The following is a 13,469-nucleotide window of genomic DNA, read 5'->3' on the forward strand; positions in this document are numbered from 1 at the left end:
ATCGGCTTGCAACTTTAAGATACTTAGAAGTACCGTAATTCAAGAATTAGAATACTGTCAAGTACGGGAATTTTTTTATGACCGAAAACAACCAGACCCGGCGCGGCCGTCCTGCCAACGAGGCGCTTGGCCAAACGATAGTCGACGCCGCGGGCGAACTTTTTGCGGAATTGGGTTTTCAAGCGACGACCATGGACAAGGTCGCCCAGCGGGCGAAGATCTCCAAGCTCAGCATCTATCGGCACTTCGAGAACAAGGAGGCGCTGTTCAGTGCGGCCATCGCGGCCCACTGCCATCAGTTTGCACCACAGGCCCTCATTGAAGGCGTCGGCGGTTCGGCGGCAGATCAGCTCATGGCGGTGGGAACTTCCCTGCTGCGCACGTTGTTGAGCCCGGATGTGCGCAGTGTCGAAGCCATGATCGTGGCCGCCAATACCAATCAAAAGTCGCTAAGCAAGCTCCATTACGAAGCCGGCCCCGCCTATGTCATCGCCCAGATCGAGGCGCTGTTGGGTCAGTTGCACGCGAAGGCGGTTCTGAACGTGCCCGATCCTCTGGGGTCCGCACGCTTGTTTGCCGCGCTGTTCAAAGGATCCGATCTCCTGATGATCGCCCGCTTCGATGAGGCCAGAGCAGAGGACGACAACGAAATCGAATCCTATTGCCGGGCGGCCGTCGCCATGTTCATCGCCGCGCACGGTGGCGACGACAAACCCCTCCTCTCTGGAAATGCCTGATGAACACCACCGAAAGCCTCAAGGATTACAAGCGCGTGCGCACGCTGGCGATCCGTTCGTTGTTCGAGATCATCGAGCAGTCCAGCGAAGGCACGGTGATTGTCGACCGTGATGCGAATATCGTCTGGATGAACGAACGCTACGCCCGCCGTTTCGGCCTGAACTCGGCCCAGGAAGCCATTGGCCGGGCGTGCGAAAGCGTGATTCCCAGCAGCCTGTTACGCGAAGTGGTGCGCACCGGGCGCCCGATCCTGCTGGACATGCAGGACACGCCCAAGGAGCCGCTGGTGGTGATGCGCCTGCCGATACACGACAGCGCGGGCGCGGTGATCGGTGCCATCGGCTTTGCCTTGTTCGATGAGTTGCACAGCCTGTCGCCGATGCTCAAGCGCTACCTGAGCATGCAGGAAGAACTGGCCTCCACCCGCTCATTGCTACGGGCGCGGCAAACCAAGTACAACTTCGCCCATTTCATTGGCACCAGCAGTGCCGGCCTTGAGGTCAAGCGCCGTGCCCGGCGTAGCGCCAGCGCCGATTCGCCGGTGCTGCTGCTGGGCGAAACCGGCACCGGCAAGGAACTGCTGGCCCAGGCCATCCACAGCGCTTCGCCGCGGGCGCACAAGGCGTTCGTCAGCATCAACAGCGCGGCGATTCCTGAATCGCTGCTGGAAGCCGAGTTCTTCGGCACCGCCCCGGGGGCCTTTACCGGGGCCGACCGCAAGGGCCGTGCCGGCAAGCTGCAGATTGCCCAGGGCGGCACGCTGTTCCTCGACGAGATCGGCGACATGCCGCTGCCGCTGCAAAGCAAACTGTTGCGGGTGCTCCAGGAAAAAGAGTACGAACCGGTGGGCTCCAACGAGGTGCTGCAAAGCGACGTGCGAATCATCGCCGCCACTTCCATGGATCTGGAAGCGGCGATCAAGCGCGGAGAGTTCCGCGCCGACCTGTATTACCGCCTCAACGTATTGCCGATCCAGGTCCCACCGTTGCGCGAACGCCTGGATGATTTGCCAGCCCTGGGCGAAGCGATCCTGGAGGAGTTGCGCAGCCAGCACGAACTGAACCCCGCCGCACTCGACCTGCTGCGACAACACGCCTGGCCGGGCAACATCCGCGAGCTGCGCAATGTGCTGGAACGGGCTGCGCTGCTCAGCGATGACCTGGTGCTCACGGCAGCGGACATCCGCGCGGCCATCGGGACCTTCATGCCGGTAACACGCCCAGCGGACGTGAGCTACGAACCCCTGCCCCAGGAAACCTTCAGCCAGGCCCGGGCGCGCTTCGACCGACAACTGATCGAAACCACCCTCGCGCAATGCGGCGGCAAAGTGGTGGAAGCGGCCGAGCGGTTGGGGCTGGGGAGATCGACGTTGTACAAGAAAATGGTGGCATTGGGGATTGCCGAGTCTCAATAGAGAGACTTGAATCTCAAAATATAGACTGCCGGTTTTGGAGCGCTTTGCGCTCCATCGCGAGCAAGCTCGCTCCCACAGTTGACCGCGTAACTCAAGAACCTGTGGGAGCGAGCTTGCTCGCGATGAGGCCAGCCCACCCCCTAAAAATCTCAAAATAGAGACAAAACCCTCACTCCCGCCCTACAAAATAAAACAATTTCCTTATATTTCAAATAGTTACACACCTGGCACAAAACTCGCTACAGCCTCTCCCACAGCGTCACCACAACAATAACAATCCAGGAGACACACCATGAGTGTGATCATTGCCTTGGCAGCCCTCGCGCTGCTGATGGTCGCCGCCTACCGTGGCTACAGCGTTATCCTCTTTGCCCCCATCGCCGCCCTCGGTGCCGTCCTGCTCACCGACCCTTCCGCCGTCGCCCCCGCATTCACCGGGGTGTTCATGGAGAAAATGGTCGGCTTCATCAAACTGTATTTCCCGGTATTCCTGCTGGGCGCGGTGTTCGGCAAGCTGATCGAGCTGTCGGGGTTCTCCCGCTCCATCGTCGCCGCGGCGATTCGCTTGCTGGGGACGCGCCAGGCCATGCTGGTGATCGTGCTGGTCTGCGCCTTGCTGACCTATGGCGGCGTGTCGCTGTTTGTCGTGGTGTTCGCGGTGTACCCGTTCGCCGCCGAGATGTTCCGCCAGAGCAATATCCCCAAGCGTCTGATCCCGGCCACCATCGCCCTCGGCGCATTCTCCTTCACCATGGACGCCCTGCCCGGCACGCCGCAAATCCAGAACATCATCCCCAGCACGTTCTTCAACACCACCGCCTGGGCCGCACCCTGGCTGGGGGTGATCGGTACAATCTTCGTGTTCAGCCTCGGCATGCTGTTTTTGCAACGCCAGCGCAACAAGGCCCAGCGTCTGGGCGAAGGCTATGGCACCGAACTGCGCAACGAGCCGGAAACCGCCGAAGACATCAAGCTGCCGAACCCGTGGATCGCCGTTTCGCCACTGCTGGCGGTGGGCATCATGAACCTGCTGTTCACCCAGTGGATCCCACAGTGGTACGGCAAGACCCACAGCCTGGCGCTGCCGGGCATGGCGACACCGGTGACCAGCGACATCGCCAAGCTCACTGCCATCTGGGCAGTGCAGGCGGCGTTGCTGGTGGGCATCATCATGGTCTTGCTGTTCGGCTTCCGGGCCATTCGCAGCAAGCTGGCCGAAGGCAGCAAGAGCGCCGTGGGCGGTGCGTTGCTGGCGGCGATGAACACCGCTTCGGAATACGGCTTCGGTGCGGTCATCGCCTCCTTGCCAGGCTTCCTGGTGCTGGCCGACTGGCTCAAGAACATTCCCAACCCGCTGGTCAACGAAGCGGTGACGGTCACGCTGCTGGCGGGCATCACCGGCTCCGCCTCGGGCGGCATGAGCATCGCCTTGGCGGCGATGTCTGAAAGTTTTATCAGCGCCGCCCACGCCGCCAACATTCCCCTGGAAGTGCTGCACCGGGTGGCTGCCATGGCCAGCGGCGGCATGGACACCCTGCCCCACAACGGCGCGGTGATTACCCTGCTGGCGGTAACCGGGCTGACCCACCGCGAAGCCTACAAAGACATTTTCTGCATTACGCTGATCAAGACCCTCGCGGTGTTCTTCGTGATCGCTGTGTTCTACGCCACTGGCATTGTGTGAGGTTCCCATGACAACCCCTCTTTCGGGCAAGACCGCCCTGGTCACCGGTTCTACCAGCGGCATCGGCCTGGGCATCGCCCTGAGCCTGGCCAAGGCCGGCGCCAACCTGATCCTCAACGGCTTCGGCGATGCCTCGGCGGTGATCGCCGAGGTCAAACAATTCGGCGGCAAGGTCGGTCATCATCCGGCCGACGTCAGCGACCCGGCGCAAATCGCCGACATGCTCGCCTACGCCGAGCGCGAATTCGGCGGCGTGGACATCCTGGTGAACAACGCCGGGATCCAGCACGTGGCCGCCGTGGAGGATTTTCCGGTGGAGCGCTGGGACTCGATCATCGCCATCAACCTGTCCTCGGTGTTCCACGCCACCCGCCTGAGCCTGCCGGGCATGCGGGCCAAGGGCTGGGGGCGGATTATCAACGTCGCCTCGGTGCACGGCCAGGTTGGCTCGGTGGGCAAGGCGGCGTATGTCGCGGCCAAGCATGGGGTGATCGGCCTGACCAAGGTGGTCGGTCTGGAAACCGCCACCAGCAACGTGACCTGCAACGCCATCTGCCCGGGCTGGGTGCTGACGCCACTGGTGCAAAAACAGATCGACGACCGCATTGCCGCCGGCGTTGACCCGCAACAAGCGCAGCATGATCTGTTGGCCGAGAAACAACCGTCCCTGGAATTCGTCACTCCGCCGCAACTGGGGGAACTGGTGCTGTTCCTGTGCAGCGAAGCCGGCAGCCAGGTGCGGGGCGCGGCGTGGAATATCGATGGTGGGTGGTTGGCCCAGTAAGGTCCTGCGACTCCTTGTGGCGAGGGGATTTATCCCCGCTGGGTTGCGCAGCGACCCTAAAAACTGGCACCTCGATCTGTCAGGCAAATTGAGTCTGCAGCTTGAGGGCTGCTTCGCAGCCCAACGGGGATAAATCCCCTCGCCACAGGATTGGCTCGCTCTATAGTGTGTACATAAGAAAACAAGAGGCCCCCCATGTCCGACCTCCTCTGGCAACCCAGCCCCGAACGCATCGCCCAGTCGCGCATGAACGCCTTTCGCCAGTTCGTCAACGCGCGGCATCACCTGCAACTGAACGACTACCCCGCCCTGCACGCCTGGAGCATCGACCAGCGCGGGGCCTTCTGGCAGGCCATCGTCGACTTCTTCGAGATTCGCTTTCACCAACCGCCCAGCGAGGTCCTGGTGGAAGGCCCGCAAATGCCCAGCGCCCAGTGGTTCCCTGGCGCCACGCTGAACTTCGCCGAACACCTGCTGCGCCGCCGCGATGACGCCGTCGCGGTGGTGGCGCTGGGCGAAAACGGCGACCAGGAACAACTGACCTGGGCCGAACTCGCCGCCCATGTCGCCGGCCTGCAGAAGAGCCTGCAAGCCGCTGGCGTCACCCGGGGCGACCGGGTCGCCGCCTGCATGCCCAACACCTGGCAGACGTTGGTGGGCATGCTCGCCAGCACCAGCCTGGGCGCCATCTGGTCATGCTCGTCACCGGACTTCGGCACCCAGGGCGTCATCGACCGGTTCGGCCAGATCGAGCCCAAGGTGCTGATCACCTGCGCCGCTTATCGCTACGCCGGCAAGGTCATCGACCAACGGGCCAAGGTCAATGAAATCCTCGAACGGCTGCCGTCGCTGCAACAACTGATCGTGTTGCCTTATGCCCAGCCTGACGCCCGCCTCGAAGACTTCAAGACCCCGGCCGCGGTCGCGTTGTGGAACGACTTTTATCAACGCGGTGGCGAACCGGCATTCGTCAGCGTTCCGTTCGACCACCCGCTGTACATCCTGTACTCCAGCGGCACCACCGGCGTGCCGAAGTGCATCGTCCACGGCACTGGCGGCGTGCTGCTGCAACACGTCAAGGAACATGGCCTGCACGTCGATCTCGGTCCCGAGGATCGACTGTTCTACTACACGACCTGCGGCTGGATGATGTGGAACTGGCTGGTGTCGGCCCTCGCCGTGGGTAGCGCGGTGGTGCTCTACGATGGCTCGCCGTTCCACCCCGGCCCCGAGCGCTTGCTGGACCTGATCGATCAGCAGCGCATCAGCGTCTTCGGCACCAGCCCCAAATTCCTCGCTGCCCTGGAAAGCGAAGGCCTCAAGCCCCGGCAGACGCACCGTTTGGACAGCCTGAAAACCCTCCTGTCCACCGGTTCGGCGCTGGCCCCCCATAGCTACGACTACGTGTACCGGGACATCAAGCCCGACGTCTGCCTGGCCTCGATGTCCGGCGGCACCGACATCGTGTCCTGCTTCGTCAACGGCAACCCGCTGTCCCCGGTGCGCCGGGGCGAAATGCAGGGCAAGAGCCTGGGCATGGCCGTGCAGGTCTGGAACGAGGCCGGCAACCCGGTCATCGGGGAAAAAGGTGAGTTGGTGTGCACCCGGCATTTCCCGGCGATGCCCATTGGCTTATGGAACGACCCTCGGCAGGAAAAACTTCGCGCGTCCTACTTCGCCCAGTTCCCCGGGGTGTGGGCCCAAGGCGACTACGCCGAGGAACTGCCCCACGGCGGCCTGTTGATCCATGGACGCTCCGACGCCGTGCTCAACCCTGGCGGCGTGCGCATCGGCACGGCGGAAATCTATCGGCAGGTGGAAAAGGTCGAGCAGGTGCTGGACAGCGTTGCCATCGGCCAGCAATGGCAAGGCGATGTCCGGGTGGTGCTGTTCGTGCGCCTGCGCGATGGCGTGACGCTGGATGACGCCTTGGAACAACGGATTCGCCAGGTCATCCGGACCCACACCACACCACGGCATGTACCGGCGAAGATCCTCGCGGTCAGTGATATTCCGCGAACCATCAGCGGCAAGGTGGTGGAGTTGGCGGTGCGTAACGTGGTGCATGGCGAGGCGGTGAAGAACACCGATGCCCTGGCCAACCCCGAGGCGCTGGAGCAGTTTCGAGATAGGCCGGAGCTTGCCGACTGAGCGTAACAGGCAGTTGTTGTGGCGAGGGGATTTATCCCCGCTGGGGCGCGAAGCGGCCCCTGAACCTGATACCCCCGCATGTCGGACTGATTGAGCCGACTGTATCGGGACTGCTTCGCAGTCCAGCGGGGATAAATCCCCTCGCCACAGGGGCGGTCTCCAACCCGATCAATCCATAAGCCCCCACTCGCCCGCCGCCGGATCGGCCGGTGGCGCCAGCGCCCCCGACTCGGTATGCAGCTTCAAACGCAACCGCAGGTTGTTCGCCGAATCGGCATTTTTCAGCGCCTCCTCCTCATCGATGGCGCCTTCGACCACCAGGTTGAACAAGGCCTGGTCAAAGGTTTGCATGCCCAGTTCCTCTGACTTTTCCATGATGCCCTTGAGCTCGCCGAGCTCGTTGCGCCGGATCAGGTCGGCCACCGTGGGCGAACCCAGCATGACCTCCACCGCCGCCCGCCGCTGGCCGGTACGGGTGCGCACCAGGCGTTGGGAAACGAACGCCTTGAGGTTGTTGCCCAGGTCGTTCAACAACTGCGGCCGGCGCTCTTCCGGGAAGAAATTGATCACCCGGTCCAGGGCCTGGTTGGCGTTATGGGCATGCAAGGTGGAAATCACCAAGTGCCCGGTGTCGGCAAACGCCAGGGCATGCTCCATGGTTTCCCGATCGCGGATTTCGCCGATCAGCACCACGTCCGGCGCCTGGCGCAAAGTGTTTTTCAGGGCCGCATGAAAACTGCGGGTGTCGACACCGACTTCCCGTTGGTTGATGATGGATTTCTTGTGCCGATGGATATACTCCACCGGGTCCTCGATGGTGATGATGTGGCCGCTGCTGTTGCGATTGCGGTAATCGATCAGCGCCGCCAGGGAAGTCGACTTGCCCGAACCTGTCGCGCCGACGAACAGCATCAACCCCTGTTTCTGCATGATGCTGTCCAACAGCACCCGGGGCAGTTTCAGGTCTTCGAAGCGCGGGATGTCCAGCTTGACGTTGCGGATCACCATGGACACGTCATTGCGCTGCTTGAAGACATTGACCCGGAACCGCCCGACGCCGGCCAGGGAGATCGCCAGGTTCATTTCCAGTTCCCGATCGAACTCAAGGCGCTGTTCGGCGTCCATCAAAGACTCGGCGAGCCGGGCAATGTCGCCGACCTTGAAGGCCTCGTGCCCCAAGGGCTTGAGTACGCCCTCGAAACGCGCGCACGGCGGCGCTCCCGTAGACATGTAAAGGTCGGAACCATTCTGGCTCGCCAGGATTCGCAACAACGGATCGATTTCCATGGACTGAAACTTCCGCGAGACATCAATGAAACAAGTTGAGCCGAACATGAAACCCTTCAGACCCACCCGCACTTACTTTCCTCACAGGATAGTAGACGCCGTGGTACAGACACGACAGCCAGGGATCGCGTGATGAACGCGACACCCGCCGGCAGCGATGCCCAACGCCTGGTCAGCCAGGTGGACTGGGCCCAGACCCCATTGGGCACTGCCCGGAACTGGCCCCAGAGCCTGCGCACCGCCGTGGACATCGTGCTCCATTCGCCCATGCCAATGGCCTTGCTGTGGGGCGCGCAGCTGACCCATCTCTACAACGACGCCTTCGGTCGACTGACCGGTGACAAGCACCCCCGGGCGTTCGGCCAGCCGACCCATGCGGCATGGCCCGAACTCAAAGGGGCAACCCAAGGGATTTACCACCGCGTGTTGCAAGGCCAGACGCACACCTGCCGCGACCAGCACTGGCGCGTGCCTTTCGCCGGGCGTCTCTGCGATGTCTGGCTGGACCTGACCTACAGCCCGGTGCATGACGAAAGCGGCAGCGTCGCCGGCATCCTGGTCACCGCCATCGAGACCAGCGAACGCCGCCGCCTGGCCATGGAATTCGAACGGCGCTCCGAGGCCAGCCTCAAGGCCCAGCACGAAAGCGAAGAGCGCCTGCAACTGGCCCTGGCCGCCGCCGACGCACTGGGCACCTGGGATTGGGACATCAGCGAAGACCGCTTCATTGCCGACGCGCATTTCGCCCTGCTGCATGGCGTCGACCCGAACCTGTCGCGCCAACTGCCCATCAGCGCCTACCTCGAAGGCGTGCATCCCGAGGACCGGGCGATGATTGCCCGCAGCATCAAGCACTGCATCACCCACGGCACCGAATACGCCGAAGAGTACCGGCTGTTGCAGCCCGACGATGAACTACGCTGGGTCTACGTGCGCGGCCGTTGCTACAAGGACCGCCACGGCCGGCCCAAGCGTTTTCTGGGCGCGGCCCTGGACCTGACCGAACGCAAGCGCACCGAGCAAGCCCTGCGCCAGAGCCAGACCGAGCTGCAGTTGATCATCAACGCCATGCCGATCCTCATCAGCTACGTGGACCGCGAAGAGCGCTTCCGGCTGAACAACAGCGCCTACCTGGACTGGTACGGCCTGACCCCGCAAGAGCTCTACGGCAAGACCATCCGCGAAGTGCTCGGCGAAGAGGCCTATGCCGCCCGCGCCCAACAAATCGCCGATGCCCTGGCCGGCAAACCGTGCAGCTTTACCTTGCAGATGGACCATCGCGACGGTCGCCCGCGCCATGCACTGATCAACTACTTGCCTCGCCACGGGACGGACGGGGCGGTGAACGGTTTCTACATCTTCGTGATCGATGAGACCGAGAGCCGGAAAACCGAGGAAGCCCTGCGCAACCTCAACGAAACGCTGGAGGAACGGGTCATCGCCAGGACCCGGCAACTGGCCGAAGCCAACCACCGCCTGCAAAGCGAGATGTTCGAACGCGAGCGCGCCGAAGAAGCCCTGCGCCATGCGCAGAAAATGGAGGCCGTGGGCCAACTCACCGGCGGCATTGCCCATGACTTCAACAACATGCTCACCGGCATCCTCGGCAGCCTCGACCTGATGCAACGCTACATCGCCGCCGGCCGCACCGCCGAGATCGGGCGCTTCACCGAAGCGGCGGTGTCCTCGGCCAACCGCGCCGCGGCCCTGACCCATCGGCTGCTGGCGTTTTCCCGCCGCCAGTCCCTGGACCGCAAGCCGCTGGACGCCAACGAGCTGGTGCGCTCGCTCGAAGACCTGCTGAGCCGGACCACCGGCGATCACATCGTGCTGCGGCTGCAACTGACCCCCGAGCTGTGGCCGGTCAGCACCGATGCCAGCCAGTTGGAAAACGCCCTGCTCAACCTGGTGATCAACGCCCGCGACGCCATGCCCGACGGCGGCGAATTGATCGTCGAAACCGCCAACGTCTATCTGGACGGCACTGACATCAACACCCTCGAACCGGTCAAGGTCGGCGACTACGTGATGATCGCGGTCAGCGACAACGGCAGCGGCATGACCCCCGCCGTGCTGGCCAAGGCCTTCGACCCGTTCTTTACCACCAAGCCCATCGGCCAGGGCACCGGCCTGGGCTTGTCGATGATCTACGGGTTTGCCCAACAGTCGGGTGGACACCTCAACCTGGACAGCGTGCCGGGCCAAGGCACACGGGTGCAGTTGTACCTGCCGCGCTTGCACGTTGCGCCGGCCCAACAACCCGCCACGGCGGAGACGGTCGACGTACCGCCGGCCATCGCCGGGGAAACCGTGTTACTGGTGGAGGATGAACCGGCAGTGCGCATGCTGGTGCTCGACCTGTTGAAGACCTTGGGCTACACCGCCCTGGAAGCCCAGGACGCCATCACGGCCCTGCCCCTGCTGGAATCGGAGCAGCGCATCGACCTGTTGGTGACCGACGTCGGGCTGCCGGGCATGAATGGCCGACAACTGGCGGAAATCGCCCGCCAGCACCGCCCGGGGTTGAAAGTGCTGTTCATGACCGGTTATGCGCAGAAAGCCGCCGAACGCCAGGGGTTCCTCGACCAGGGCATGGACATGGTCGCCAAGCCCTTCACTCTTGATCTGCTGGCCAACAAGATTCGGACGATGATCAACCATGACAGCTGACTTGAGGCATAATCGCCGCCCCGTCGCACCGTTCAGGTCACCGCTGCAATGAAAGCCCAAGCCCGCCATATCCTGGTGAAAACCGCCGAAGAAGCCGAACAGCTCAAGCAACGCATCGCCAAGGGCGAAGCCTTCGATGTGCTGGCCAAGAAATACTCCACCTGCCCCTCGGGCAAACGCGGCGGCGACCTGGGCGAAGTGCGGCCGGGGCAGATGGTCGGTGCGATCGATGCGGTGATCTTCAAGAAGCCCTTGCGGGTGGTGCATGGGCCGATCAAGAGCAAGTTCGGTTACCACCTGGTGCAGGTGTTCTACCGGGATTGAAACCGAGCCTGGCGCTTGTGGGAGCGAGCTTGCTCGCGATGGCGGCGACTCAGTCAACATTTCTGCAAGCTGACCCAGCGCTATCGCGAGCAAGCTCGCTCCCACAGGTTTTGTGCCCACTTATTATTTTGGCATCAACGCCCCCGGCACCTGGATCACCCGGCTCGCCAACAGATGCCCTGCTTCGGCCGCCTCCGCCGGAGTACCACCCAGCAAGCGGCTCGCCAGGTACGCGGCACTGAATGAATCCCCCGCCGCCGTGGTGTCCACCACACGCTCGACCCGTTGAGCAGGAATCTCATAAGACTCGCCATCGCAACGAATCAGGCAGGCCTCGGCACCGCGCTTGAGCACCACCTCCGGTGTGCCGAACTGCCCATAGGCGGCGAATACCGCGTCAGTGTCCGCATAGCCGAACAGTGCCTGCTCGTCTTCCACGGTCAACAGCGCCAACTCCACGTAAGGCAGTACGCTGCGATACGCCGCCCGCGCCGCCTCGATCGAGGCCCAGAGTCTTGGCCGGTAATTATTGTCGAACACCACCTGGGCCCCGCGTCGACGTGCTTCGACCAGGGTTTCGATGAGCCTGGCGCGCCCCTGCTCACCGAGCACCGCCAGGGTGACGCCGCTGAAATACAGCACATCGTAATCCGGCAATGCCGCCAGGATCGGCGCGGCGGCCGGGGTGGTAAAACACTCGCGCACCGCCGCCTCGTTGCGCCAGTAGAGGAATCGCCGCTCCCCCGCCGCATCAGTCTGGATGCAATACAGACCCGGCAGGCGGCCGGGCAAGCGCTGGACCCGTTGCAGACCGATGTTTTCTTCGGCCCAGCGCTCACACATGGCATCGCTGAAACTGTCGTCGCCCAGGGCGGTGACATAATCCACCGCGCCCCTGTCGCCCAAGGCGCGGGACAGATACACAGCGGTGTTCAGGGTATCGCCGCCGAAGCTTTGCAGCAGGCTGCCGTCAGCGCGTTGTTGCAGTTCGATCATGCATTCGCCGATCAGGGCGATGCGATTTTTTGGGCTGAGTGTACTCATGGATGATCCTGGTGTTTCGGTGGTGTTTTACAGGCCGTCTTCGCGAGCAAGCCCGCTCCCACAGAGGATTTTTGGCGAACACAAACTCTGTGTTCATACCTGTCCCAATGTGGGAGCGGGCTTGCTCGCGAAAGCCGCGACTCGGTCTTAAGCCCTAGAAACACGTCTCCATGCTCTCGACCACCCGCAACTGCTCATCCACCAGGCACCCCACCCGCCACTTGTCGAACGTCAGGCACGGGTGTGAAGTACCGAACGAGATAATGTCCCCGATTCGCAACTCAACCCCCGCCGCTACCGTCATGAACGCATGCTGGTCCATCACCGCCGTCACCTTGCAGCCGCTCACGTCGTCCCCCACCACCGAATCCGATCCGGGCGTGTAGCGCTTGAGCGGCACCGGCAATCCGGCGTCGTAGGCCACGTCGCGCTTGCCCAGGGCGATCACCGCGAAGCCCGGCTCCGGCAGCGATTGCACATGAGCCCAGACTTCCAGGGCCGGACGCAGGCCTTCGTGCAGGTCGCTGCGGCGCTCCAGCACGCAGCACTGGGCTTCCTTGTAGATGCCATGGTCATGGGCCACGTAACTGCCGGGACGCAGCACGCTGAGGAAACGCCCATGGGCATTCTGGGCTTCGAAGGATTCGGCGATCAGGTCGTACCAGGCCGAACCCGAGGCGGTGATGATCGGTTTGTCGATGGAGAAGGCTCCGTTGTCCTGCAACTGCACCGCCAGCCGTACCAACGATGCCGCGAATGCGCGGATGCCACTGATGGCGTGGTCGCCATGGATCACCCCTTCGTAGCCTTCGATACCGGTCAACGCCAGCGCCGGCTGACTGCGAATCGCCTCGGCCAGGGCCAACACCTCGGCCTCGGTCCGGCAGCCGCACCGACCACCGACCACGCCGTACTCGATCATCACATTGAGCCGCACGCCGCGCGAGGCGAAGTAAGCGCCCAGGTCTGCGACGTTGTCCGGATGATCGACCATGCAATGGAATTCGAACGCCGGGTCGACCAGCAGATCGGCGATCAGCGCCATGTTTGGCGTGCCCACCAGTTGGTTGGCCATCAGCACTCGACGAACGCCATGGGCGTAAGCGGCACGGGTCTGCACGGCGGTGGCGAGGGTCAGGCCCCAGGCACCGGCATCGAGCTGGCGTCGAAACAGCGCCGGGGTCATGCTGGTCTTGCCGTGGGGCGCCAGTTCGGCGCCACTGTCGGTGACGAACGCTTGCATCCAGCGAATGTTGTGCTCCAGCGCCGCGCGGTGCAGCACCAACGCCGGCAGGCTGACGTCCTTGAGCAGATGAGCACCGACGGTGGCCGCCCCCTTCTCTACGCCAGCATTGGGAATGACAGAAGACATG

10 protein-coding genes are annotated in these 13,469 nt (G+C 63.1%); 7 read left to right on the plus strand and 3 right to left on the minus strand.

Annotation, left to right across the window (positions count from 1 at the left end; all coding sequences use genetic code 11):
- The first annotated feature begins 77 nt into the window (after positions 1–77).
- The 5 genes from BM317_RS17645 to BM317_RS17665 all read left to right on the plus strand — a co-directional run bounded on the left by BM317_RS17645 (position 78) and on the right by BM317_RS17665 (position 6,771).
- Complete coding sequence (locus BM317_RS17645; RefSeq protein ID WP_092475453.1) at positions 78–737, plus strand: TetR/AcrR family transcriptional regulator; 660 nt, start codon at positions 78–80, stop codon at positions 735–737.
- Positions 737–2,152 carry a sigma-54 interaction domain-containing protein gene (locus BM317_RS17650; RefSeq protein WP_092170285.1) on the plus strand — a complete coding sequence of 472 codons (1,416 nt, stop codon included), beginning with the start codon at positions 737–739 and terminating at the stop codon, positions 2,150–2,152. The genes BM317_RS17645 and BM317_RS17650 overlap by 1 nt, the downstream gene beginning before the upstream one ends.
- A gap of 292 nt (positions 2,153–2,444) precedes the next feature.
- On the plus strand, positions 2,445–3,836 hold the full coding sequence (locus BM317_RS17655; protein WP_092475456.1) for a GntP family permease: 1,392 nt from the start codon (positions 2,445–2,447) through the stop codon (positions 3,834–3,836).
- Between the two features lie 7 nt (positions 3,837–3,843).
- The gene (locus BM317_RS17660) at positions 3,844–4,620 is read left to right on the plus strand and encodes a 3-hydroxybutyrate dehydrogenase (protein WP_092475458.1); all 777 of its coding nucleotides are present in this window, start codon (positions 3,844–3,846) and stop codon (positions 4,618–4,620) included.
- Positions 4,621–4,815: 195 nt separating this feature from the next.
- A complete protein-coding gene (locus tag BM317_RS17665) occupies positions 4,816–6,771 on the plus strand; it encodes an acetoacetate--CoA ligase (protein ID WP_092475466.1) in 1,956 nt (651 codons plus the stop codon).
- A gap of 168 nt (positions 6,772–6,939) precedes the next feature.
- Here the strand turns inward: BM317_RS17665 and BM317_RS17670 are convergent, their stop codons facing one another.
- Positions 6,940–8,058 (minus strand): PilT/PilU family type 4a pilus ATPase, encoded by a 1,119-nt coding sequence (locus BM317_RS17670; RefSeq protein WP_092170479.1) that lies wholly within the window; start codon positions 8,056–8,058, stop codon positions 6,940–6,942.
- A 132-nt stretch (positions 8,059–8,190) separates the two neighbouring features.
- On the opposite strand from BM317_RS17670, the gene BM317_RS17675 reads away from it, so the two are divergent.
- Both BM317_RS17675 and BM317_RS17680 read left to right on the plus strand, forming a co-directional pair.
- Complete coding sequence (locus BM317_RS17675; RefSeq protein WP_092475470.1) at positions 8,191–10,728, plus strand: hybrid sensor histidine kinase/response regulator; 2,538 nt, start codon at positions 8,191–8,193, stop codon at positions 10,726–10,728.
- A 48-nt stretch (positions 10,729–10,776) separates the two neighbouring features.
- Positions 10,777–11,052, plus strand: coding sequence for a peptidylprolyl isomerase (locus tag BM317_RS17680; protein WP_019690952.1), 276 nt, complete (start codon positions 10,777–10,779; stop codon positions 11,050–11,052).
- Positions 11,053–11,175: 123 nt separating this feature from the next.
- On the opposite strand, the gene BM317_RS17685 is transcribed toward BM317_RS17680, so the two are convergent.
- Both BM317_RS17685 and BM317_RS17690 read right to left on the minus strand, forming a co-directional pair.
- Positions 11,176–12,096 (minus strand): sugar kinase, encoded by a 921-nt coding sequence (locus BM317_RS17685; protein ID WP_092170304.1) that lies wholly within the window; start codon positions 12,094–12,096, stop codon positions 11,176–11,178.
- A 154-nt stretch (positions 12,097–12,250) separates the two neighbouring features.
- Entirely contained in the window at positions 12,251–13,468 is a 1,218-nt protein-coding gene (locus BM317_RS17690) for an amino acid deaminase (RefSeq protein ID WP_092170308.1), read from the minus strand.
- Position 13,469 lies beyond the last annotated feature (1 nt).

The sequence above is a fragment of the Pseudomonas sp. NFACC24-1 genome (genome assembly GCF_900115235.1).
GTDB lineage: Bacteria > Pseudomonadota > Gammaproteobacteria > Pseudomonadales > Pseudomonadaceae > Aquipseudomonas > Aquipseudomonas fluorescens_AA.